The sequence below is a fragment of the Chryseobacterium flavum genome (genome assembly GCF_003385595.1).
Classification (GTDB): domain Bacteria; phylum Bacteroidota; class Bacteroidia; order Flavobacteriales; family Weeksellaceae; genus Chryseobacterium; species Chryseobacterium flavum.
In genome coordinates, this window is sequence record NZ_QNUE01000001.1 from 380,087 (window position 1) to 405,360 (window position 25,274).

Below are 25,274 nucleotides of genomic sequence, written 5' to 3' on the forward strand. Positions count from 1 at the left end.
AAACATCATTAAACCAATCATAAAAAGAATAATATTCACTTATCATAATATATTTAATATATTTTTCTATATTTACAGCGTACAAAACATTAAAACAAACCAATAAAAGTATTACAACATGAAAAAATTACGAAACAACAAACTTTCAAGAGAACAGTTAAAAGGTATTTCAGGAAGCGGGATCATCATTGGAAACTGCTCAAACCAGTGCTGTCCGGATGATGGAAGACCAAGATGTCCGGGATTGATCTGTCCTGCAGTAGTATGCCCTCAGTATGTATAATAAAATACTAAATTATTGACGTAAAAATAAAAACAGAATGCAAGATGCATTCTGTTTTGTTTTGTTATTTAAGGTAAGTCTCATACAGATCTTTTCTCCGGTCTTTCATGACCTGAACAGAGCCGTTATGATGAAGGTCTTTTAAAAGGTTTAAGTCTACATCAACAATCAATGTCATTTCTGTATTGGGTGTTGCTTCTCCTTTTACGGCATTTGAAGGGAAAGCAAAATCAGAAGGGGTAAATACTGCAGCCTGTCCGAACTGGATGTCCATGTTATTGACTTTAGGCAAATTACCTACACAGCCGGCAATCGCTACATAACATTCATTTTCTATAGCTCTTGCAGCCGCACAGTGACGGACCCTCATATATGCATTCTGGGTATCTGTCAGGTAAGGAACAAACAGGATTTTCATTCCCTGATCTGCCAGAATTCTCGGTAATTCTGGGAATTCCACATCATAGCAGATAACCAGTCCTATTTTTCCACAGTCTGTGTCAAAAACTTTTATTTCATTTCCTCCCTTCATTCCATAATATCTTTTTTCATTCGGGGTAATATGGATTTTTCTGTATTCATCCATACGACCGTCCCGGTGAAGAAGATAGCTTACATTATACAGTTCATTGTTTTCAAATACCGGCATGCTTCCCGAAATAATATTGACATTGTAGCTGATAGCCAGCTCGGAAACCCTATTCTTTATCTGATCAGTAAGTTTGGCGAGCTCTATCATACTGTCTCTTTCCGAAAGATTGTTGAACGGTGCCAGCAAAGGAGTATTGAAAAGCTCCGGAAACAGTACAAAATCTGATTTGTAATCTCCCATCACGTTTACAAAGAATTCTACCTGTTCATAAAAAGCATCTATATCTTTGAAATGCCTCATCTGCCATTGAACCAAGCCAAGACGTATGATACTATCCTGCATAGTATTCGGTCTTTTGCTGTAATAGATATTATTCCATTGTAAAAGCACTGCATTTTCCCTGGATGCTTCATCTTCGGGAAGATATTTTTTCAAAACCCTGATCGGCAAAAAATTATTGGAAAGCTGGAAAGACAGTACCGGATCATAGATCTCCTTATCCCTGACTTTCCGTATATATTCTCTCGGAGAAAGCTCATGACTGTATTTGTGATAACTCGGGATTCTTCCGCCAAGAATAATTGATTTTAAGTTCAGTAATTCGCAGAGTTCTTTTCTCGCATCATAAAGCCTTCTTCCAAGACGCAGTTCACGAAACTCAGGGTCTACGAAAACTTCTATTCCATACAGAACATTTCCTGTTGAAGAATGGGTATTAAAGGTATAATTCCCTGTAATATCACTGTAGGTATGATCATCCCCGAATTCTTCATAATTAACAATGATGGAAAGCGCTACTGCAGCAAGCTTCCCATCCACAGTAATACAGATTTGTCCGTTAGGGAATATTTTTGTTAGTTTATCAATACTTTTTTTGGACCATATGGATTCCGACATTTGCGGATAGGCCCTTTTCATCGTTTCCGCCAGTTCATCATAATCCTGAAGAGTCAGGTTTCTTGTTTCTATTTGCATTTGATGTAATTTTACTTAAATTTAGGAAAAAATTAAACAAATACCGCTTTTTATTTATTGATGAAAGCCTATGCACTAACTTTAACAGTAACCATTACATTTATTTTTATTGTAAGGATTTTTTATCCTGATTCAATAATTAATGTTTCACACAATTTAAACTTATTTTCAGTAGTGGAAATAAATACCCGGGAAATCAAAAATGTTATTTATTTGTATTTAACAGGATCAATATTGTTAAGTTATCTTATTTTCCATAATCAACTATTATTCAAACTGATATATTGTTTACTAATTATTATCAATATTATACTTATTATTTTTTCATTAAAACAGTTTTAATAAAAAACCCCACCCAAAGCGGGCAGGATTTATATTGTAAATTCAAGTCAAAAATTATTCCCATTCAATGGTTGCTGGTGGTTTGCTTGAAATATCATAAGCTACTCTGTTAATTCCCCTTACTTCGTTGATGATTCTGCTTGAAACGGTATCAAGGAATTCGTAAGGAAGTCTACTCCACGTTGCCGTCATAAAGTCGATCGTATTGGCAGAACGAACTACAGCTGTGTATTCGTAAGTTCTTTCGTCACCCATTACTCCTACAGATTTTACAGGAAGGAGTACTACAAATGCCTGAGATACTTTTTCGTAAAGGTCATTTTTGTATAGTTCTTCGATAAATATATCATCAGCTTCCTGAAGGATTCTTACTTTCTCAGCGTCTACAGCTCCCAACACTCTGATTCCTAATCCAGGGCCAGGGAAAGGGTGTCTGTATACCAGATGATGTGGAATTCCCAATTCTTCTCCCACTTTTCTTACTTCATCTTTGAAAAGTTCTCTTAACGGTTCTAATAATTCAAATTCCATATCTTCAGGAAGTCCTCCTACGTTATGGTGAGACTTGATCACTGCAGATGGTCCGTTTACAGACTGGCTTTCGATAACATCAGGATAAATGGTTCCCTGAGCTAAGAATTTAGCGCCTTCAATTTTGTGGGATTCTTCGTCAAATACGTGGATAAATTCGTTTCCGATGATTTTTCTTTTGGCTTCGGGATCGTCTACTCCAGCCAGTTTTGAAAGGAATCTTTCTTTAGCATCCACCATTTTAATGTTCATATGGAAATGCTCTCCATACTGATCCATTACTTTTTTACCTTCATCCTTTCTTAATAATCCCGTATCTACGAAAATACAGGTTAACTGATCACCAATCGCTTTATGGATCAAAACTGCGGCTACAGAAGAGTCAACACCTCCGGAAAGTCCCAGGATTACTTTGTTGTCACCAACTTTTTCACGGATTTCTTCAACCGTCCTGTCGATATAGTTAGTCAGTTTCCAGTTTTTCTCTGCATTACAAATTCCAAAAACGAAATTTTCAAGCATTTTTGCCCCTTCTTCCGTATGAGAAACTTCAGGATGGAACTGCACGCAGAATATTTTTTTATCTTCATTAGAGATAGAAGCAATTACTCCTGATTTTGCATTTAATTCAAAGCCCGCAGGCAGCTCTCCCACTTCATCAAAATGGCTCATCCAAACTACAGAGTCCTGAGTAACACCTTTCAATAAAGAACTTTCTTTAACAATATCAAGGTTCGCCTTTCCGTATTCTCCTTTTTCTCCTTTATTTACTTTTCCTCCTAAAAGATGAGCTGTCATCTGCATTCCGTAACAGATTCCCAGTACAGGAACTCCCTGTTCATATAGTTCTTTTTCAACCAGATGAGCATTTTCGGCATTTACAGAGCTTGGTCCACCGGAAAGGATAATTCCTTTAGGTTGTTTTGCTAGAATATCTTGTAATGGTGTATTGTAAGGTAAAATTTCAGAATATACTCCCATCTCACGGATTCTTCTTCCGATAAGCTGGTTATACTGGGATCCGAAATCTAAAATAATAATACCGTTGTTCATTTTTGATAATTGATAAATGATGATTAATTTAAAAGCTTTAAACTATAGGTTTCAGGCAATAAGCTTTCTATACCGCAATAAGCACGGTGCCTCTAGCCTAAAGTTTATTGCTTACTTAACTGTTTTACAAAAAAAGACTTGGAACAGCTCCAAATCTTTTTTCGTGATTTTTATTAAAACTTTCCGATGTCTTCTCTGTAGAAGCCATAATCGAAATGTACGTGGCCTGCATCTTCGTAAGCTTTCTTACGGGCATCCTCGTAAGTTGATCCGGTGGCTACAATATTAAGGACTCTACCTCCATTGGAAACTACTTTATCTCCTTTTCTGATAGCTCCTGCATATAGCAACTGGCTGTTTTTTACTTTATCTTCGCCTACGATTTCAAATCCTGTTTCAATGTTTCTTGGATATCCTCCTGAGCACATCACAAGGCATATAGCTTTTTCATCCTTAAACTTCAGCTCAATGTCTTTTCCTTCCATACAATCCTGAATCACATCAAGCAGGTTATTTTCCATAAGAGCCATCAATACCTGAGTTTCAGGATCTCCAAATCTCATGTTATATTCAAGAAGATAAGCTCCGTTTTTCGTAACCATCAGTCCAAAGAAAATAATTCCTTTAAATCCGAATCCTTCAGCTTTAAGACCTTTAACGGTAGGTTCCAGGATATTTTTTTCGAAATCGGCGTAATGTTCCTGAGTAAACTCCGGACTTGGTGCCACAGATCCCATTCCTCCTGTGTTGGGTCCTGTATCTCCGTTACCGGCTTTTTTATAATCTTTTGCCGCTATACAAGGGAAAAGTTTTTCTCCGTTAGAGAATGCAATAATTGAAGCTTCAAAACCTTGTAAATATTCTTCAATAACTAAACGTATACCAGCATCACCATAAATTCTTCTGATCATGAAATCATGGATTGTTGCTTCTGCTTCTTCAAGAGTATCACAAATTACAACTCCTTTTCCGCCTGCTAAACCGCTTGCTTTGATAACCAAAGGATATTCCTGTGTCTGAACATATTCCTTAGCTTCGTTATATGAATCAAATACAACAGCTTTAGCCGTTTTGATATCATAGGTCTGCATAAACTTCTTTGAGAAAGCTTTACTTCCTTCCAGGCTTGCCACCTTTTGATTAGGGCCAAAAACTTTAAGGTCATGCTGCTTAAACTCATCTCTTATACCAGCTACAAGTGGAGCTTCAGGACCTACAATGGTTAAGTCAACTTTTTCTTTAATAGCGAAATCCCTAAGTTCTTTGATTTCTGATAAATGAACATTTTTCCCTATTACATCGGTAGTAGCATTCCCGTTGGCAAAAAACATTTTAGAAATTCTGGGGTCATTCTGAAGTTTTGCCGCTAAAGCAGATTCTCTACCGCCTTCACCTATGATTAATATTCTCATACTTTATTTATTATCTAGTCTAATTTACAAATATATAATTTTGAATGCTAAAAATACAATCCCTGATTATTTTTTAATTCTATTTTAATTAGTGGAAAAAGTGTCTGACACCCGTAAACATCATCGGGATTTTGTGCTCATTGGCAGCCTCTATGCTGTCCTGATCTTTAACACTTCCACCAGGCTGAATAATAGCTTTAATACCTTCCTGCGCACAGAAATCCACTACATCGCGGAAAGGAAAAAATGCATCTGAGGCCAAAACCAGATCTCCGGAGAATTTTTCTTTAGCTCTTTCGATTGCCTGCTGGGTCGCCCAGATTCTGTTTACCTGTCCACCACCGATACCGAATGCCTGAATTCCGTTGGAAACCACAATAGCGTTTGACTTCACATATTTTACCACTCTCTGAGAGAAAAGTAATGCTTTCTTCTGCTCTTCTGTAGGCTGTACTTCTGTAACCACTTTGATATCGTCAGAGAAGTGAGTATCATTATCCTGAACAAGAATACCACCATCTACCTTCACCCAGGTCTGTTTGTCAGAAACAGGGTTTACAATTCTGATAATTCTAAGATTTTTCTTCTTTCTTAAAATTTCCAGGGCTTCCTCATCAAATTCAGGAGCCATTACAATTTCAAGGAATGTTTTGTTCAGTTCTTCAGCTGTTGCAGCATCAATTTTGTAATTCATAGCAACAATTCCACCAAAGATTGAAACCGGGTCACATTCAAAAGTTTTTTGATACGTTTCCAATGCTGAAGTTCCGATAGCTACGCCACAAGGTGTGGAATGTTTTACTGCACAACAAGCCATTTCTTCTTTAAACTCATTCACAACCTTCCAGCAAAGGTCCATATCACGCAGGTTATTGAAAGACAATTCTTTTCCTCCAAGTTGTTCAAAGTCTTTCATCGCCCCGTTTTCGAAAGTAGAAACATAGTAAGCAGCAGTCTGGTGAGGGTTCTCACCATATCTCAGGTCAGAAACTTTTTTGTATGAAGCATTTAAATAAGCAGGATAATCTTCATCTAAAAGCATTCTGGAAATAGCCGCATCATAGGCAGAAGTCAGGTTGAATACTTTTCCTGCAAGTTTTTTACGTGTTTCAATATACGTATCACCATTTTGCTCCATTTCCAGTTTTACTGTTGCATAATCCTCTACATCAGTAATCACGGTAACAGAATCAAAATTTTTCGCCGCAGAGCGAAGCATTGAAGGTCCTCCGATATCAATAAATTCAACCTTTTCATGTAAAGAAATATTCTTGTTTACATTTTCAAAGAAAGGGTAAAGGTTTACGATAACCATGTCAATCAAACCAATTCCGTGCTCCTGAACTGTTTTCATATGCTCTTCGTTGGTACGGACAGCCAGCAATCCTCCATGAACTTTCGGGTGTAAAGTTTTTACCCTTCCGTCTAACATTTCAGGAAAATTGGTAACCTCATCAATCTGAATCGGATTTAAACCAGCGTCTTTCAAATGTTTGAATGTCCCTCCTGTAGAGATCAGCTCATAATTCCGGGCTTCCAGAAACTGTGCAAATTCAATTAATCCGCTTTTGTCAGAAACACTGATTAAAACTCTCTTTTTACTCATTTTACTTTCAATTTTTTACTTTTTACAGCTATTTCAAACTGTATCCGGGTCTTTCACCTCCGGGCTTACTTTTATTTTACTTAGATTTCTTCTTATTAATGTAACAATGTATCAGTTTAACAATGTAACAATAGATGATTGGTAAACCGGCACATTGTTAGATTGTTACATTATCAGTTTCCCAGGACTTTATTAATCGCTAACGGGAATATCTCATATTCAATCTGATGAACTTTTTGTGCCAATGTTTCAGGAGTATCATCTGCTGTTACTTCAAAAGATTTCTGAAGAATAGCTTCTCCTTCATCAATGCCCGGCGTTACAAAATGTACCGTTGCCCCACTTTCAACTTCTTTTGCTTCAATGACTGCATTGTGAACGTTCATTCCCCACATTCCTTTTCCTCCGAATTTCGGTAGCAAAGCCGGGTGAATATTGATTATTTTACCATTCCAGTTTTCACAGAATTCAGATTTTAAAATGGATAAAAACCCTGCCAGTACAATAAGATCTGTATTTTCAGGAATCACTTTAGCCAATTCACTGCTGAAATTCTTTCCTCTTGGAATGAGTATGTTTTCTATATTATGATTCTTTGCTCTTTCCAGTCCGAAACATTCTCTGTCAGCAACCACCAAGGTAACTTTTGCATTCCGGATTTCGCCTGAGTCAATAGTATCAATGATCCTCTGCAGATTTGTTCCTGAACCGGATACAAGTACAACGATATTCTTCATTATTCAGATGTTAGATCTCAGATTTAAGATTACAGACTTACAGTCTGATATCTAAGATCTGAAATCTGATGTCATTTAAAATTTCAAATTGATTTTCTCGCTTCCTTCAGTAATTTCTCCGATTTCGTAGGCATCATCCAGAAGGTGCAATACTTTTTCAGCATGTTCAGCGTCCACTACGATTACCATACCTACACCCATATTAAAAGTTCCGAACATTTCTTCCCTCGCTACTCCTCCTCTTTTTTCCAATTCAAGCATTACACTTGGAATTCTGATTTTAGAGCCATCAACAGAAGCGCATAACCCTTCAGGAATAATTCTTGGAACGTTTTCGTAAAGACCGCCTCCTGTAATGTGAGCAATACCGCTTACTTTTACTTCTTCCAATACTTTATGAATATCTTTATAATATAGTCGTGTAGGAACTAAAAGGGTTTCGTATAGTGGTTTTCCTTCAAATTCTTCTTCGAAATCCGGGAATACTTTTCTTACCAGTGAAAATCCGTTTGAATGGAATCCTGAGCTTGGTAAAGCAATAATTTTATTTCCTGCTTTAATGTTCGATCCGTCAATAATCTGGTCTTTTTCTACAATCCCTACACAGAATCCGGCAACATCATAATCTCCGGGCTGATACATTCCCGGCATTTCAGCAGTTTCTCCACCGATTAATGCACAGTTGTTATCTTTACAAGCATTCACCATTCCCAAAACGATCTCGGCTGCAATTTCAGAATCCAGCTTTCCGCAAGCCAGATAATCTAAAAAGAATAAAGGCCTGGCACCATGACAAAGGATATCGTTGGCACACATGGCGAAACAATCAATCCCGATAGAATCATATTTTTTAGTATCCAAAGCGACTTTCAGCTTCGTACCTACTCCATCTGTTCCTGATACAAGGACAGGATTTTTATATCCTCCGATTTCATAGAAAGCCCCAAAGCTTCCCAAATGATTCAATACATTGGAATTGTGGGTTTCACCAACTGCTTTTTTGATTTTATCAACCGTTTTGTATCCTTCTTCTTTGTCTACTCCTGCTGATTTGTAAGTGTTGCTCATGTTTAATAATTTATAATAATCTAGCAATGTAACAATAAATTGAATTGTCAGACTGGTACATTGATAAATTGGTACATTATATATTTACTTTTATACTTGATTTCAGAAAACAAAAAAGCCGACAATCTTTTCAGATTATCGGCCGTTATTTTATCTCAGAATTTCAGAGCCCACAATTTTCCCTTTATCAGAAAAACATTGTTTATAGGAGGTCTGAATTTTCATCTCTTTTCTTTTTGCAAAAATAGTAATTTTAAACGAATATTCAAATTCTATTTTTCAAGGATCGTTTCAATGGCAGAAATCTTCTTTATTTTTTCCTTTAATTCACTGTCTTTCTCTTCATTAGAAATTTTCTGACCCGCTTTATCAAAGTTGTCATTAAAGAAAGGGAGAGAGAATGTCTCAACCACATTTCCACCATGGAAAGGGAATCTTTTTGATGCTGCTTCCAAAACCCCGGCTCCACCTCTTCCACCCGGAGATGTAGACATCAATAGCATAGGTACTTCATTCCATACTGTTCTGTCTTTGATTCTGGATACCCAGTCAAACACATTTTTGAAAGCAGTGGAATACGTTCCGTTATGTTCAGGTAAAGAAACCAGCAGTACGTTTGCCCCATCAATTTTAGCTGCAAAATCATGAGCCTCCTGCGGAACTCCTCCCGCCAATTCTCTTTCATGTTTGTAAATCGGCATTTCAAAAGGATTCAGGTCTATTACTTCTACGTCTGCATTTTCAAATAATGTTGAAGCATATGCTACCAGCTGTTTGTTCATTGAAGCTTCTGAATTACTTCCTGCTATTGCTAAGATTTTCATGTATGTAATAATATTTAGTTATGTAAAATTGCTGTTTCTAATTCATCTGAATAAATCGCAGCGAATTACTATATTTTATTTTTTAAGGATACAAATTTAGTTTTTTATTTAAGATAAGAAGGCAATTCCATAGGAACTTCCATTAATAAAACCTCAGTGTCTTCCACGGCTTCGATATTAAAGCTCTGAGCATCCCATATTCCTAATCCGTCTCTTTCATTTAATATCCGGTCTCCAATCTTTGCACTTCCTTTCAAAACAAAAGCATATACCCCGTTTCCTTTTTTGTTGAGCATATAGTTTTTCCCGTTTCCTTTTTTAAAATTGGCAAGGTTGAACCAGGCATCCTGATGAATCCAAACCCCTTCATCATTTTTATTTGGTGATAAAATCTGCTGGAATCCATTGATCTTCTCTCCTTCTCTGATACTTTTCTGATCATACCTCGGTTCTACATTCAGCTCTCTTGGGAAAACCCAGATCTGCAGGAACTTTACCTCTTCATCTTTATTTTTATTGTATTCGCTGTGCATAACACCGGTTCCGGCACTCATCACCTGAATTTCTCCTTTTCTGATCACCGCTGTGGTTCCCATAGAATCTTTATGTTCCAAATCTCCCTCTAAAGGAATAGAAATAATTTCCATATCCCGGTGAGGATGCGTTCCGAATCCCATTCCCTGAGAAACGGTATCGTCATTTAAGACCCTTAGAACACCGAAGTTCGTTCTGTCCCTGTTCTGGTAATTAGCAAAGCTAAAAGTATGATAACTGTTCAGCCAGCCATGATTGGCATGACCTCTTGAATCTGCTTTATGATATACTGTTTTCATTTCTGTGATTATTTATGGTACAAATGTAAGGGATAGGAAGTAACAAAAAGTTGATGTAAGTTAAGAAAGGTATCTGTTCTAAGAAATTCAAAAAAATTGCAGGTTTAGTGTTCATTGAATACAGCTTTATAAAAATATGTAAGCGAGCTTAAAGCCCGCCTACAATTCTATTCTTAATTTAAAGATTTCTCAATTAAAAATGAACCTGTTGTATTTCCTGCTCAATTTCTTTAGGACTTTCTTCCTCTGATTTAATAAAAATCATAGTAACTAAAGCTCCTATCAGCATACATACTCCGCCTACAACAATATAATCAATAGCCTGCTTCCCAAAAACATTACTGACAACAGGGCCACCAAATAAACCGTTAATGATCTGTGGAATTACTATAAAGAAATTAAATATGCCCATATAGACCCCCATTTTCTTTTGAGGAATTACTTCAATAAGCATGGCATAAGGCATTGCCAGAATACTTGCCCAGGCAAATCCCAATCCGATCATTGAAATCCATAAATGATCAACATTTTTAATAAAATACATAGAGATCAGACCCAGCCCTCCACAAAGCAATGCCAGGGCATGAGTTTGCTTTTTACCGATCCATTTCGCTATGGGTGTCAGTAAAAAGGCAAACGGAACTGCCCAGAGATTATACATTCCAAATAGTTTTCCTGTTAAATCCCCTGCATCATTAAATGCTTTGGAATTTGTGTCTTCGGGAGACAGACCAAAATGATGGGTAGCCAGGGCGCTTGTTGTAAATACCCACATGGTAAATAAAGCAAACCATGAAAAGAACTGAACAGCACCCAGTTTTTTCATTTGTGCAGGAATCGCTGCAAAATCCCTGAAAATATCGGAAAACTTAGAATGTACTTCTTCTTTTTCATCATTTTCAAATTCAGCAAATTCCTGCGGTGAATATTCCCTTGTTGTCATAATGGTATATAGGATTGCTATTAAAAGTAATGCTGCTCCCACATAAAAAGAGTAAATCACATTATCTGCTACAAAGCCTTTTGGAGCGACATTGGAAATACCCAGCCTTGTTAAGCAATCAGGTAAATACGAACCCACCACTGCACCGATACCAATTAAAATGGTCTGCACTGAAAAACCTATTGTCCCCTGATGTTTGGGAAGCATATCCCCAACGAGGGCCCTGAAAGGTTCCATTGCTATATTAACAGAAGCATCCATCATGGCAAGGAAGATAACTGCCAGTAACAGAGCGTTGGCAGCAAACATCTGAGTGACAGAAGCTGCATTGGGAAGCAATACCAGTCCTACAGCACACAGAACAGCACCGATCAGAAAATACGGTTTTCTCCTTCCCAGCGGACTCCATGTATTATCTCCCATATGCCCGATAATAGGCTGAACAATCAGTCCCGTAACCGGAGCTACCAGCCAGAACCAGGATAGCTCGTGAACATCTGCTCCCAGATTAGCCAGAATACGGCTTGCGTTTCCATTTTGTAAACCAAATGCCATCTGGATTCCCAGAAACCCCATACTCATATTGATGATCCGGGTGAGTGAAAGTTCCGGTTTTATTTTTTTAGCCATTTATTTCCAGGTATTATTTTGTTTTTAGCTGCTGCAACAAAACATCTTCAAGTGCCGTTTTCTCCGCAACTACTTTATCTACTACTTCATTAGGAACCGTCATTGAAAGTACATATTGTTTCACTTTCCAGCTTCCATTAATCTTTTCTACCACTCCTGAACCTCTGCAAATTTTCATTTGGGTATCCAGTAATTCATCAAACCATGCCAACTTACCGTCTTTACTGAAATAAATATTTCTTTTAAGTGCCGTAAAGTTCCAGGTCTTTTTTTTATCAAAATAAGGTTTTGCCCAAACCATGAATGCTTTTTTATCCCAGATCTCAGTGGCATCTGTTCCTATAAATGTAGATTCATCTGCGAAATAATTGAAATAGGTGTTGTAATCTGCTTTTGCAGCAGCTACATTAAAGGCATCCAACATGGTGCTGATTTCAGTTCTTTCCTTTTCAAATCCAGCCTTTGACTGTCCTGAAAGAACAGAAAATCCAAATAAAAACAGGATGAGCGTATGGATTGTTATTAATTTTTTCATATAATAATTATTTTTTTAGTTCAATGATCAACGGAGTCTTTGCAGGGACAATTATATTGTTTTGTATTGCAATTTCTTTTTCTGAAATAACATCTTTTCCTCTTGAAAATCCTTTTAATGATTCTTCAAAACGTTTTAAATCTAACGTTTGATCTTTTTCATTATTATTGATAATCACCATTACACTTTCATCCCAGTTGTATCTGAAGTACGTAAAAACATTATTCTGAGGAACGTAATTTTTAGTCTTTCCGCTGTGTATCACATCTTTTCCTTTTCTCCAGTTTAATAATTTCTTGGTAAACTGAAAGAACTCTTTTTGTTCAGAAGTTTGTTCCGACGGATTGAATGCATTTTGTTGATCTGATTTCCAGCCCCCCGGGAAATCTCTCCGGATATCTGCGTCTCCTCCTTTTTCTTTATTGCCACGCATTCCTATTTCCGAACCATAATAAATCTGTGGAATTCCACGGACCGTAGAGATCATAGTCAGTGCCATTTTATAAGCTTTAGGGTCTGCATTGAAGATTTCATTCCATCTTTCTGTATCATGGTTCTCAAAGAAAACCAGGACATTATTAATATCCGGATACAGAAAATCGCTGGTAAATGAATCATAAATTTTTATCATTCCGGTATTCCAGCTTTCTTTTTCTTTCAGCGCTTTAGGCATATCTGCGAACAGCATAAAATCCATTACAGAGGGTAAGTAGGAATTGTATCCAGCGGCTTCTCCTGTCTTGGAATTTTTCTGCCATGCCGATATCTGGCCTGCGGTATACAACCAGGTTTCACCTACAATATTGAATTTGGGATATTCATCTGTAATTGCTTTAGCCCATTTTGCCATCGCTTCTTTGTCATTGTAAGGATAAGTATCAACACGGAATCCTCCTAATTCTGCATATTCGATCCACCAGATTGCATTTTGGGTCAGGTATTTTAAAACTAATGGATTTTTCTGGTTAATGTCCGGCATTGTTTTATCAAACCATCCATCCAATGCATATTTTTTATCAATATCTGATGCATTGGTATCAAACTGTGTTGTCGTTTTATAATTGGATCTTTTAAAACCTTCATCCCCGTCACCAAACCAATGTATCCAATCTTTTGTGGGAAGATCTTTAATCATCCAATGTGAAGTTCCCCAATGATTGGTTACATAATCCATCACCAGTTTCATATTTCTTTTATTCAGCTCCCGGGAAAGGGTACGATACTCTTCATTGGTTCCGTAGCGGGCGTCTATCTTATAAAGATCCGTCTGGGCATACCCGTGATAAGAATATACTTTTTCATTGTCTTCATTAACAGGGGTTAACCACACGGCTGTAGCTCCAAGGTCCTGAATATAATCAAGGTTGTTGATAATTCCTTTGAGATCTCCTCCGTGCCTCCCGTTAGGTAATTTCCGGTCGGCTTTCTCCGTCAGTTCAGGTCTGGAATCATTCTTTTCATCTCCATTGGCAAAGCGGTCCGGCATGATCAGATACATTACATCTTTTGAAGTAAACGACTCACGATTGGCAGAACCAGCTTCTCTTTGTTTTAATTCATAAACATAAGATCCCAGATTCTTCTTTGCTTTTTTGATATTGATGGTAAATCTGGGAACATTTATTTCATTGGTATTGACCGTAATAAAAACATAATTAGGATTTTCTACTTTTTGAAGATCTTTAATCTGTATACCATCTGAAAGGGAAATATCATTGTTGGCAATATTCTTTCCGTAAACAAGGATCTGTAATTCAGGATTTTTCATTCCTTTCCACCAGAATGCAGGCTCAACTTTTTCCAGAGTTTTTTGAGAAAAAGAGACAGAAGCTATGGAAAGGGCTAATGCTGCGTAAATTGTTTTCATAATAAAGGTCAATTTAGCATTAAAATTTTAAATAATTTATATAATAAAAAAAATAAATATAACACATTGCCTCCTTAAGTACTATTCTTAATTACGAAAACAGAGCCACTCATTGAGTGGCTCTGTTATTATAATTCCCATGAATAAGGATTTTTATAATAAGGACTTATTTCACATTTTGCATTATCAATTTTTAGATTTGTGATTTTCTCATAAACTTTTAAAATTTTGTTATAATCCAAAGATTCAAACTGTATCTTATCTGTATTGATCAAACAATACTTAGTCTGATGATTTTCTTTATCATTAAAATATTTATAGGCACCATAATTTCCTATAGAGTACGTTGGCATCAAATCATTATCTAAAAAAATAATTTCATTTATACCATAAGTAAACTTATCATTATCATTGTAGATAATATCAAAGTTATTTACTTCGTTAGATTTGATACACATAATTAAGTCATTCTTTTTATCTATAAGAATCTTTATTTTTTCATTATAGCCTAACAAGGCAAAATTATAATCATCATATTCTAATTTGAATACTGCTCCCCATTTGTTTGATGAACTATCACAAACTTGTTTGCTATTAAACATAATATTGATATCTTTTGGAAAATTCAGATTTTCAATACTTTTACAGTCTGTTTTCTTTTCTTTACAAGCTATCATGCTTAATAAAAACACAATAATAATTTTTCTTTTGATCATTTCTTAACTTTTTTATAATCAGCAGGTATAGGTTTGTTTGGATAAGTAATGGTACTTCTATTAATAGTTCCACCAGAAGAAACAGAAATATTAAAATAATTACTACTTCTTGTTACTTCACCATTTACATTATTATATCTTGCAAAACCTCCATATTTATCTTGATGCATATTCTCATTAAAATTAAACACTTGTCCACCCAAAACATTCTCCCTCGAAGTAGATTTAGCATAATTTAAAAATAAGCTTCTATTCGTTCCTCCTACGAAAAAGTTAGAAAAATTACTTTCAGTTTGTTTAGCTGATTTTTCCAGTCCTTTTTGATCAAAAATAATATTACAGGCAGTCATCACAACAGATGCATTATCACTTAGATTTTTTTCCAGAAATGATAATCCTTTACTTGATTTTGGATCATGAACTAAACCTTGTCCTGATTTATTATCCAAATCTGCACCTTCTCCTGCAACACCATGGCTTCTTATAACCAATCTATTTATAGGAGGAACATTTTTGCCATAGTGCTTTTGTAATAATCCTGAAGCCTGATCTATATTATCAACAGCAATAAAGTCAAATTTACCTGATAATTTTCGCATTTCATCATAGTTAGTTTTGATATTGGGTTCATTTATATAAATTAATAAGTTGTTAGATCCTGTTAATTTACTATGTGGACAATTAGGATCATCACACATTCCGGTTGGATCTGTTCTATTTATAGGATTATTTGAACAATAATGATATGGTGTTTTATTTGGTGAATGCTCTGCAAGTGGATCAACTCCATACCAGATACTCAGTCTAGGGTTATAGTACCTTGCACCATAATAATACAGGCCGGTTTCTTCATCCAGTTCTTTGGCATTGAATTTATAAGGGTTATTATAAACTCCGGTCATCTGCTCTGCCATTGTTTCACCGAAAGGTAAATTTAAGAAAAACTGGGTTGGTTTCATATTTTCATGAGTCACAAAGGTGGCCGTTCCTAAATTATCACCATGCAGATAATATACTCCTGTCTGCAGTTGCGGTCCTTTAGCCAGTTCTATTTTTACCTGATTAAAATCTATTCCTGCCTTTTTCAGGTATAGTTTCAGATCAGCTCCATTATCCTGATCTTTTGATTTACTTCCCAAAACAGAGGTATTAGTTTGTTTCATCGTTGGGAAATCAAAATCCATAATTCTGCTTGCTACTCTTTCTGCTCCTGCATAGTAATGCTTTGTCAGCATCTTCTCTGAAGTTTCCACATGATAAGCATTAGGATATATCTTGAAATTATTTATTCCAATCGATCCCGGGTCTATTATCTGCCCATTCTGATATAACTGAGCCGCCTGTGTAAGATTGTATTTGATTACTCTTTCACCCTTATCATCATATACATAATATTGGAAAATACCTTGGCTATCTTTATTTACAGCCTTTAGACGATCCTGTTCATCCCAAAACATCTGATCTGTATCTCCGTATTTGTCGTACATGGTTACATTCCCATTATAATCGTATTCAAATTTTTCATACTGCCCGGTAGCTGCGTTTTCAATATGTTCTACTTTATGAGTTCCTGCAACATAATAGTACCTGTTATCATATGTATTAAAATTGTTTGGCGTACCATCCTGATTATGTTTCTGGTTCTTTTCCTCAATTCCGCCAGCATAGTTATATCCCATGGTTATCTCAAAATCAGAAGAAGTTATTCCCAAAGGAGTATTCGGATCTCCTGTAAAACTTCCATCAGAAGAGGCAAGCCTGTTCAAATGATCGTATTTATAATTGAAAAGATAATTTCCACCCATTTCATTGTATACACCGGCACTGTTTTTAAGTTCAGTTATATTGCCTACATAATCATAAGTATAGTTATTGTTGAGCAATTCCGTTCCAAAGTAATCTTTAAGACGATGAACATTCAGTTTTCTATCTGCCAGAGTATATTCAAATTCTGATTTCATTCCGTTTCCAAGTTCAATAGAAGTTCTCTGCTCATAATGGTCATAAGCAATTTTTCTAACATATTCGTAACCCTCTTTATTCGATATTCTTTTAAGATTTCCTCCCAAATCATATTCATATATAACCTGTTCACCGTCAGCGTAGGTAAGATTTTGGATTCTGTTCCAGCTATCATATTCAAATAAAGTTCTGAACTGCATATTTGGAATTCCATATCCTGAAATTGTTTTATTCTCCATCATCACTTCTCCCATGTTTCCATATTCATAATTTGTTGTTCCGGAATTATCCGATTGAAAAATAACTTTTCCGGAATTATTTCCTGAACCAGGAGCTCCATATTCATAATGAACATTGGACGGATTACTTCCTGGGAGATCTGGGAATTGTATATCAGAAAGCCTGTTAAAATCATATATATAATGGATATACTTTTGGGTAGAACTTGTATTATCCATATTGGCAGTGTACAATCTGATCAGATTTCCTGCAGGGTCATACTCATATCTGTTGATTCCATGATCAGGCTGCTCCACCTGGATTCTTCTTCCTCCCTTATCATAAGAATACCGTGTTAAAATACCCATAGGATCCTCAGTTGACATCAGTTCCCCAATGGTATTGTATTTGTATTTTGTAGTCAGCGCCTGCCCGTTCAGATAGTTGTTAACCTGCATAGTCTTTCCTTCCGCGCTTGTAAATGTTTCTGTCTTAAGTTGAGTATTGCTGTTCTGGAAAAGTACCAAAGTACTCTTCAACATATTATTTTCAATAGAATACATTGTATTCGCCGTATGAAACAATTCATCTACTGTAACCGCAACCCTATCTTTAGTATCACGCTGTACAGATGAATAATACGGTGAAGGTGCACTCATATCAAGATGTTTATTGCTATTATATGGATCGTTAGGAGGGTATTTATCTTCAAACTTCGGATGGTGTTGTGAAATGGCCCTTCCGATGACATCATAAATCGTTCTTCCTGATACTGACATTTTTTCTTCCCCGTTCAGGAATATATCCTTTTTGGTCTGCACCACTTTACCCCAACCATCAGAAAATGTAATTGTCTCTATTGGATTAGACGGATCCTGAGGGTTATAATTTTCTGTTAAACACAGGTAATAATTACTGATATATCCTGTATTAGGATTAGGTGTCGGATAAGTATTGTAGTAATATTTAACCGTATATGGCGCGCCAGCCTCTTTTTCTTTAGGGGCCAGTATCTGAGTAATACGTCCTTTAGAATCATATTGATATTCGGTTGTATTACCGGAGACATCTGTAGCTTGTTTTACGGCATCAAATTTAGGATCATAATCTGCCGATGAGGTATATCCGAAAATATCATTTGTATTTACTACATACTTATGAGTTTCAGAATCATATTTATAGGTCAAAGTATACCGGTCTCCGTTTTCATTCTTTGGATAGACAACTGTACTTATATTTCCGAAGGAATCATATGTAAAGTCTGTCTGTGCTGTTTCAGAAGCATTTAGTTTAGCAGAAACCATGAGAACCAGACCTGTATTAGGGTCAATTTTAGTAAACCTCTCACGGATTGGATTTGAGGTGGATAATGCTTCATAAACCCTTATTGATTTTGGTGCACTTATGATATTATTAGGTAACGGATAACTGTGATATTCAATGACTGTATTATAAGTAGCGGCATTACTGAAATGCATTACTTGTCTGATAAGCCCTTTATCATTATATGAGAACCCTTCTGAAACCGTAATATTACCTCCACTTTCAATATTTTTCTTTCTGGTATTCTCCAATAATGCTATCGCCATTTTTCTACCTTCTTTTCCTCCCGTATCAAAAGTCTCAGTAACGGGAGAAGCCAAATCAATTCTTGTATTATTATCTTTAAATTTATAAATGCTGTAAGTGTATTCTGTTGAAGCATTAAGATCGTTTACACCCGTATACATCTCAGCCTTCTTCAGTTTACCATTCAAAAAATAGTTTCTGTTATGATAGTAGTCTATCTGTGATCTATATACATTATTGCTGTACCACATATTATATGTAGTTACCTTTCCGAATCCGAAAAATTCTCTTTCTCTTCTGTCATATCTTCCGTCTTCATATTTAAATGTATTCACTACATCTTTGTTATTCGTTGGTGATAAATATGTTGGAGAAAAGATATCAGGATTCACAATTCTGCACTCTTTCATAACTAACCTGCTATGAGGATCATTATAGGTAGGTTTTGTGAATTCATAATCAAGACCAAATACGCTGAATGGTGCCTTATCTTTGAAATTGGTAACGGTTTTAAGTTTATTGGTTCTTCCGATTGTTGAATAATTTACCACAAACCCGTCATCCTTAGATACCACCAGATCCGGATAGCCATCTCCATTCATATCTTTAAAGGATTTATCCACTTCAGCAATTGACAGTCCCATACTTCCTGTTACCTGACCTCCGATTTTCAGATAGATCAAAGGAATTGGCGGGAATGGCCACCATACAATAGGGAACGTATAGTAATAACCTGCTCCTACCGATACTCCTCCTCTGTAGGTCTTTGATTCATTATTATAATCTAGTCCACCACCATTTTTGAACAGCTCAACTGGATCAGAGAATTTATTTCCAAGATTATACTTTACATAAGTGTTGGAATTTCCTACAATCAATATATCAGACAGTCCGTCAGCATTAATATCTTCAAAGGTTGTTTTGGATGAGCCTAATGCTGCAGAAGCATTTGCACTGACACTTACCACCAATCCACTCATTCCTCCAAAATCAAAACCTCCTCCTAATCCAACAGATCCTACCGGCCCTGATGCAAAGGTCTCTGCATTTTTATAGCTGTAACCATTATCCAGACGATATCCTAAATTGAGATAATACTTCATATTGCCTGAGCCACCACCTGTAACCCTGTCAGCCAATCCATCTCCATTAACATCCATCCAATAAGATTCGCCGGTATCTTTAGAATCATAGTTCACAGAAGCCTGGCCTGACCATGATGCTGAGGTTTCAATTCCGCTATTCATTGCAATATTTGGTGAATAAGAATACATACTCGTATTGCTTCTTACTTCTCCGTTTCTGGATGACGCACCTGTTTGAATAAATTTAGACGCTGAATATTGTGGAGACAATGATTTAGAATAACTGTCCGTATTAGAAATATAAGCATTTATAAAAGGGTTCCGTAATCCTCCATGTCCGCCTGTTGAATTGGTAATCTGCATTGCATCTTTGTATACTGCATCCGGATACCCATCTCCGTTCATATCCATAAAGTCTTGCAGGGCAATATTTCCATCTCCTACTAAAACAGAACTCGCATTCTGAATTCCAACATTAAATAAACTACCACTTAAGGTATTTGTTCTGGATTTGCTATAATATTTTTTATTAATTGAGAACATTTTAGTATCCACATTTCCTTGTAAAAGCAAAGTATCCGGCAAGTCCGGATTGGCAGTCTGCGGGTTGAAAAAACCACTTGCTGCTTCATCGTCCTTGAATGAATCTGCCATTGCATACTGCTCAGGACCTACACCTATCCATTTTTCAGTGTAGGTAATCACTTCATTATCTCTTGGACCCGTTACTTGTTTATATACGGTTGGGTTTAAAACCGTTACCGGTTTGGGACCAAAATTAGCCGGGTTTTGATAGAATCCTGTATTACTGATCTGTTGGGCGATGCATTGTGCTGTTTCATCCTGTGTAGGAAGATTATTACATACCGGAAAATTCAGGTTTACCGGAACATTTACTTCTTCTATGGATGAAAGATTGATTAAACGTCCATAGTTATCCGAAGGAGTTGCCGGATTCAGCATAAATCCATCAGTATTCCCGGCTGGAACTACATCAGCATATTCATTATAAAGGAACTGGCTCCAGTTGTTATAAAACTGACCTATGTTTTCCAGTGCTGCTGAATTAACAGAGGTATGATTCACTGAAGCCAGGAATATATTACCTCCATAAGTAATATTAAAAGGCTGATTTTGGAAAAGAGCACTATAAGCTTTATAAAAATCATAATCGGCCTTGGTTTTACAATAAACCTGAATATTTAGATTATCCGTAAATATTGTACTATATACATCTCCCGTATAGAACTGAACCGGTACATCTCCGATAATCGCCTGATTATTATTAGCCATATCAACTTCAACGATATTACCGGAATTATTAATGGGAGCTATTATTCTTCTTTTTGTAACTACAGTTCCATTTTTTTTGATAATATAATAAAAACTACCTGGAGAAAGTCCTGAATTGGCAGGAATATTTTTATTGATCCCGATTTTATAGGTTTGAACACCACTTGGTACATTTAAAAAATCCGGAAGACTTATCTTAGGACTGAACTCAGTGATAACATGTGAAGGATAGCCTGCTACAGCAGTATAATTTTGAGAATTCCCCGATGTAGGATAATAATCTACATTGATTCTGTTCCAGTTATTATCTTTAAACGCTGTGTGGGAATCAGATTCTACAATGAAACTAATGGTAGCAGGAACATCGTTTTGGCTAAATGATAAGCTTGTTACATTTGCTACTCCCGGAAATAATGGAACAGTATCAAACGGAACATCGCTTTTAGCATAAGTTTTCGAATATATTACATCTGCAGTAGTGGAACTTGCAGTAGTTTTAACAATTTTAAAAGTAATATCATCCTGCGAATTCGGAAAAGTAATTTTTGGTACTGTGATATTAACAGTTCCCGGAGTATCAATGGATATTGGTTTTGTATGATTATTTAATAAAAAATTACTTCCATACTTCCCGTTGTTTAGCCTAAATCCATCCTGATTAAGCCCTATCATAACAGGTTTCGGAATCCATCCATAGGTTATACTTGGATTTGACATTACTTTAAAGCTATAATTGTCATTCTTATGTAACCTTATAAAAACTTTGTCTCCAGAATTTACATACAATTGTCCTGGGTTATCAATGCCTAAATGATCAACATTCGAAGGAGTAAGAGACTGTATAGCACCAAAGTAAGAATTATAATTATAAATAGATATATTTTCCACAGGCATTCCTGCCAAAAATTCCTTCATGTATATTCTTCCATTTTTACCGGTTGCAGGGTTTTTAATCTCAACAGAATATAAAGCTTTTGCATTGGGAATATTTTCTACCTGCACGCTGTCGTCAAACTGAATATACCCGTCTCTTGGCGCCACCCAAACTTTAACAACATCATTTTTAGAAATATCCTGCCATGTTCCTTCCAATGGGGAATTATGCTGAAGCATAGTATCTGCCACAATAACCATATTTTCCGTATTGTCACTGTATTGGGTCATTTCAACATTGCCGTTTGTTGGGTTAATTCTTCCAAATAAAACCTGTCCATCCTGAGCAACATCCATTACCCCGTCAGAATTGGCATCCAGAATAAAAGAGGAAGTTTCACTTTTACTGGTAGCCCACATCTGTGAAAAATTAAATCCTATACCAAATACGTTAATACCAGCATCATATCCTATATTCTGAGTCTTGGTTTTGGTAAGAGAGAAATTACTGTTGAGATACTGGATTTTCTTTTCCGGGCCAAAACTGATGTGACCACTTGAAAAGTTTCCAGGTCTTAGAAATAAGCCATTGCCTGGCTTTCGATAAATTAAGTCCGGAACCCCATCACCATCAAAATCCATAAGTTCCTGAGCCTTTTTGGCTTCAGCTTCTGAATGTCCCAGATTGAAAGAAGCCATTACATGACCATATGCCCTTGTTGGCCCCGGAAGGAGAAAGTCTAGGCCTACTCCCGGAACTCTCCCGTTAACGCCCCATTCAAATGTATTATTGGCAGATATCTTGGATGGCTTCAAAAAGCCCGGCAATATTGGAAAAGCATCTCCGCCTCCTGCACCATTAATATCTACTGAACTTCCAAAATTGACAGGTCCGCTGTTTTGACTTTTAATATCATCATAATATTCAAAATCAAATTGTTCCGTTAATAGATTTCCATATGAATTATCATTAGAAGTATCAGTATGTCTTACACTGCTTAATAATGTCTTAAAAAACTGTCCCTCTTTATACGAAAATGTATAGGTTCTTATGAGCTCATTATCATATTTAACATATATTTTAGATAGTTTATAAGGTTCTACCTCCTTTACTCCTCTTTTAGCGGTAATGCTGATGTCCGGCCTGCTGATTCTGTTTTCTTTTTCGAATTCTACAGTGTAATATTTCAGGTCTTTGCCATCCATCTTTGTATAGGTGATCTTACTGATATGGAAATAGCGTCCTCCGTTCAGATTTTCATTATCACCGGTAAGTCCCTGCAATATCACATTTTCATATTCGTATTCAATATAATTTCTGAGAACATCCTGTTCTCTCCATACTCCCCAATGAACAATATTGCCATTATCATCTTTTATCACGGTATTATCAATAACACCGGTTTCATTACCACCATAAAAAGTTTTTCCTCCATTTGTATTCGTGACAACCCATCTGTAGTCTTTAGGAGTCGATCCATATCTTTCTATTTTTGAGAAATCATGACTTCTTCTAAAGTAAAATACTTTTTTATTATTCGTTAAAAGTGTGTCTCTCTTTTGCTTCCTGGTTGTAAAAATGCTGCTGGTTTCACTGATATCATTATGTCTATGAGGAAGATAGTTACCATCATATACTAGCATTTCACCATTCAAAGAGTATAATTCAGTTTCTGTTTTTTCATCAAAACTTGGAGCCCCCCATCGTGTGTCAATTGAAACAGCTCCAATACCATTGATATCCCATCCTTCTCCCATCCATCCATTGGATTTATTACTATCATAAGAAACATTTATACCTGGCTGTATCCCTCTTCTTCCTGATGGAATCACAATAGGATATGACACATTTGCACCTCCTTTCTGATTAGCACCTGGTGGAGAAATAAAATTCCTTGCTGCAGCCGCATCACCTGCTTTTAATCCACTTATTCCTGTAGGATTGGATGCACTGAGTTGTGGTGATTCCGGAACTGAAATAACACCATTAATATAATCATTATTATCACCACTACTTTCTACGGTTATTGTTTTAGTTTCTGTATTTACTACAGAAGTCGGGTCTGCAACCCATTTTTTTATGTTATAGTCAAAATAGAATGCTTTAATTTCTTTTGCAGATCTGTTTCCAAGCTTTTTCTCATCATAAGGAAATGATAATTTCACTTTTTTGGTAAAATTCCCTGCTTTGATATTTACACGATATGCAGCAGCATTTACAGATAGATTTTTAATCTCTCCCGTAACAGAAGGGTAATCCTTTTTTCTCAATTTTAATATTTCAACCTGCCCGGACTCTGCTACTGAATTCTTTTCAATACTTACAGTAGCATTCTCATACTTTTCATTGTATTCTGAATCTTTTAATACCGTGACAATGAAAGGTGTAAACCTGGCTTCATTTACAACTTTAAAAGAAGACACACTTTGAGAAATCGGATATTGTTTTGTTCCTGCAGAAGAAGAAACAGATATAAATCCTTTTTTCTTATCTTCATCTGAGAGTTTAACAAGTGCTTCAAATTCTCCTTTGGAAGATTCCACCGTCTTTCCATTGATTTTTACAGCCTGAGATCCCCAATGACTACCTGAACCTTTTACATATAAATGGTCTTCGGAAAGAAGTGTAGAAATCCCGTTTTGTGGATTCAGATTTTTTTCTAATACTATTTTTACATTCTTTACCCGATACTTTATTCCATTTAATGAAGTAGTAAAGAGAATAGTATTTCTTCCCTGATGTAATGAATTTAAACTGATCTCTTCTTTTTGTGCGCTCCATTTATTTCCGGGAACAATAATATTTCCTCCAAGTGAAAGATTTCTGTTAATGGATCGGGAAACAGACTGGTAAGAGCTAAGCCCAAACAGATCATACTCCAAATATGCCATAACAGTCTGATCCTTAATCTCAGGAAGAGTTATAGTGAAGAAATTATCTGTAGCATCATCAGATTCATCATCTGAAAACTCACCGATAATACCTTGTTTTTCTATTGATTCAAACACATTAGCAGGTTTTTCAATACGTGTGGATACTATTTCATGGAATCCTTTATTCTGAGCCTTAAGCCCTTCAGCGGGAGAACCAGCTGCCGATATTTTATTCAGCAGAGAAGTCGAATGTGTAATATGATCAGATAAGGAGGATGTTGTAGTACTATCATTTTGATGATAGACATACTTTTTCATGAGCTGAAGTTTAAAAGCCCTCACCTTCTGTCTGTCCTCTTTCGTAAAACTTGCAAAAGTAAATACTGAGGCAAAGAATACTAAGATGAGAAGATGTTTTCTTCTCAACCTAACGGGTAATTTAGTTTTCATAT

General features: G+C 36.1%; 14 protein-coding genes. 1 reads left to right on the forward strand and 13 read right to left on the reverse strand.

What is annotated here, in order from left to right; all coding sequences use genetic code 11:
* The first annotated feature begins 118 nt into the window (after positions 1-118).
* Positions 119-283, forward strand: a complete 165-nt coding sequence (locus DRF59_RS20885) for a hypothetical protein (RefSeq protein WP_167456632.1) — start codon at positions 119-121, stop codon at positions 281-283.
* A gap of 64 nt (positions 284-347) precedes the next feature.
* Here the strand turns inward: DRF59_RS20885 and DRF59_RS01690 are convergent, their stop codons facing one another.
* The 13 genes from DRF59_RS01690 to DRF59_RS01755 form a co-directional block, all read right to left on the reverse strand.
* Complete coding sequence (locus tag DRF59_RS01690; protein WP_115956556.1) at positions 348-1,850, reverse strand: carbon-nitrogen hydrolase family protein; 1,503 nt, start codon at positions 1,848-1,850, stop codon at positions 348-350.
* A gap of 396 nt (positions 1,851-2,246) precedes the next feature.
* Positions 2,247-3,776 (reverse strand): glutamine-hydrolyzing GMP synthase, encoded by a 1,530-nt coding sequence (gene guaA / locus DRF59_RS01700; RefSeq protein WP_115956558.1) that lies wholly within the window; start codon positions 3,774-3,776, stop codon positions 2,247-2,249.
* 173 nt (positions 3,777-3,949) lie between these two features.
* Positions 3,950-5,188, reverse strand: coding sequence for a phosphoribosylamine--glycine ligase (purD, locus tag DRF59_RS01705; RefSeq protein WP_115956559.1), 1,239 nt, complete (start codon positions 5,186-5,188; stop codon positions 3,950-3,952).
* 88 nt (positions 5,189-5,276) lie between these two features.
* Positions 5,277-6,794, reverse strand: coding sequence for a bifunctional phosphoribosylaminoimidazolecarboxamide formyltransferase/IMP cyclohydrolase (purH, locus tag DRF59_RS01710; RefSeq protein ID WP_115956560.1), 1,518 nt, complete (start codon positions 6,792-6,794; stop codon positions 5,277-5,279).
* Between the two features lie 173 nt (positions 6,795-6,967).
* Entirely contained in the window at positions 6,968-7,531 is a 564-nt protein-coding gene (gene purN / locus DRF59_RS01715) for a phosphoribosylglycinamide formyltransferase (RefSeq protein ID WP_115956561.1), read from the reverse strand.
* A 75-nt stretch (positions 7,532-7,606) separates the two neighbouring features.
* Entirely contained in the window at positions 7,607-8,599 is a 993-nt protein-coding gene (purM, locus tag DRF59_RS01720) for a phosphoribosylformylglycinamidine cyclo-ligase (RefSeq protein ID WP_115956562.1), read from the reverse strand.
* A gap of 272 nt (positions 8,600-8,871) precedes the next feature.
* On the reverse strand, positions 8,872-9,423 hold the full coding sequence (locus tag DRF59_RS01725; protein ID WP_115956563.1) for an NADPH-dependent FMN reductase: 552 nt from the start codon (positions 9,421-9,423) through the stop codon (positions 8,872-8,874).
* A 104-nt stretch (positions 9,424-9,527) separates the two neighbouring features.
* A complete protein-coding gene (locus DRF59_RS01730; protein WP_115956564.1) occupies positions 9,528-10,256 on the reverse strand; it encodes a pirin family protein in 729 nt (242 codons plus the stop codon).
* 193 nt (positions 10,257-10,449) lie between these two features.
* A complete protein-coding gene (locus DRF59_RS01735) occupies positions 10,450-11,829 on the reverse strand; it encodes an MFS transporter (RefSeq protein ID WP_115956565.1) in 1,380 nt (459 codons plus the stop codon).
* A gap of 13 nt (positions 11,830-11,842) precedes the next feature.
* Positions 11,843-12,364 carry a nuclear transport factor 2 family protein gene (locus DRF59_RS01740; RefSeq protein ID WP_115956566.1) on the reverse strand — a complete coding sequence of 174 codons (522 nt, stop codon included), beginning with the start codon at positions 12,362-12,364 and terminating at the stop codon, positions 11,843-11,845.
* A 7-nt stretch (positions 12,365-12,371) separates the two neighbouring features.
* The gene (locus tag DRF59_RS01745; RefSeq protein WP_115956567.1) at positions 12,372-14,231 is read right to left on the reverse strand and encodes a glycoside hydrolase family 13 protein; all 1,860 of its coding nucleotides are present in this window, start codon (positions 14,229-14,231) and stop codon (positions 12,372-12,374) included.
* Between the two features lie 128 nt (positions 14,232-14,359).
* Complete coding sequence (locus DRF59_RS01750; RefSeq protein WP_115956568.1) at positions 14,360-14,947, reverse strand: hypothetical protein; 588 nt, start codon at positions 14,945-14,947, stop codon at positions 14,360-14,362.
* Positions 14,944-25,272 carry an RHS repeat-associated core domain-containing protein gene (locus tag DRF59_RS01755; protein WP_115956569.1) on the reverse strand — a complete coding sequence of 3,443 codons (10,329 nt, stop codon included), beginning with the start codon at positions 25,270-25,272 and terminating at the stop codon, positions 14,944-14,946. Before DRF59_RS01755 ends, DRF59_RS01750 begins: the two co-directional genes overlap by 4 nt.
* Between the last annotated feature and the right edge of the window lie 2 nt (positions 25,273-25,274).

Coding starts and splice junctions, on each gene's coding strand:
- DRF59_RS20885 (WP_167456632.1), top strand. CDS start 119: ATGAAAAAATTACGAAACAACAAACTTTCAAGAGAACAGTTAAAAGGT.
- DRF59_RS01690 (WP_115956556.1), bottom strand. CDS start 1,850: ATGCAAATAGAAACAAGAAACCTGACTCTTCAGGATTATGATGAACTG.
- guaA (WP_115956558.1), bottom strand. CDS start 3,776: ATGAACAACGGTATTATTATTTTAGATTTCGGATCCCAGTATAACCAG.
- purD (WP_115956559.1), bottom strand. CDS start 5,188: ATGAGAATATTAATCATAGGTGAAGGCGGTAGAGAATCTGCTTTAGCG.
- purH (WP_115956560.1), bottom strand. CDS start 6,794: ATGAGTAAAAAGAGAGTTTTAATCAGTGTTTCTGACAAAAGCGGATTA.
- purN (WP_115956561.1), bottom strand. CDS start 7,531: ATGAAGAATATCGTTGTACTTGTATCCGGTTCAGGAACAAATCTGCAG.
- purM (WP_115956562.1), bottom strand. CDS start 8,599: ATGAGCAACACTTACAAATCAGCAGGAGTAGACAAAGAAGAAGGATAC.
- DRF59_RS01725 (WP_115956563.1), bottom strand. CDS start 9,423: ATGAAAATCTTAGCAATAGCAGGAAGTAATTCAGAAGCTTCAATGAAC.
- DRF59_RS01730 (WP_115956564.1), bottom strand. CDS start 10,256: ATGAAAACAGTATATCATAAAGCAGATTCAAGAGGTCATGCCAATCAT.
- DRF59_RS01735 (WP_115956565.1), bottom strand. CDS start 11,829: ATGGCTAAAAAAATAAAACCGGAACTTTCACTCACCCGGATCATCAAT.
- DRF59_RS01740 (WP_115956566.1), bottom strand. CDS start 12,364: ATGAAAAAATTAATAACAATCCATACGCTCATCCTGTTTTTATTTGGA.
- DRF59_RS01745 (WP_115956567.1), bottom strand. CDS start 14,231: ATGAAAACAATTTACGCAGCATTAGCCCTTTCCATAGCTTCTGTCTCT.
- DRF59_RS01750 (WP_115956568.1), bottom strand. CDS start 14,947: ATGATCAAAAGAAAAATTATTATTGTGTTTTTATTAAGCATGATAGCT.
- DRF59_RS01755 (WP_115956569.1), bottom strand. CDS start 25,272: ATGAAAACTAAATTACCCGTTAGGTTGAGAAGAAAACATCTTCTCATC.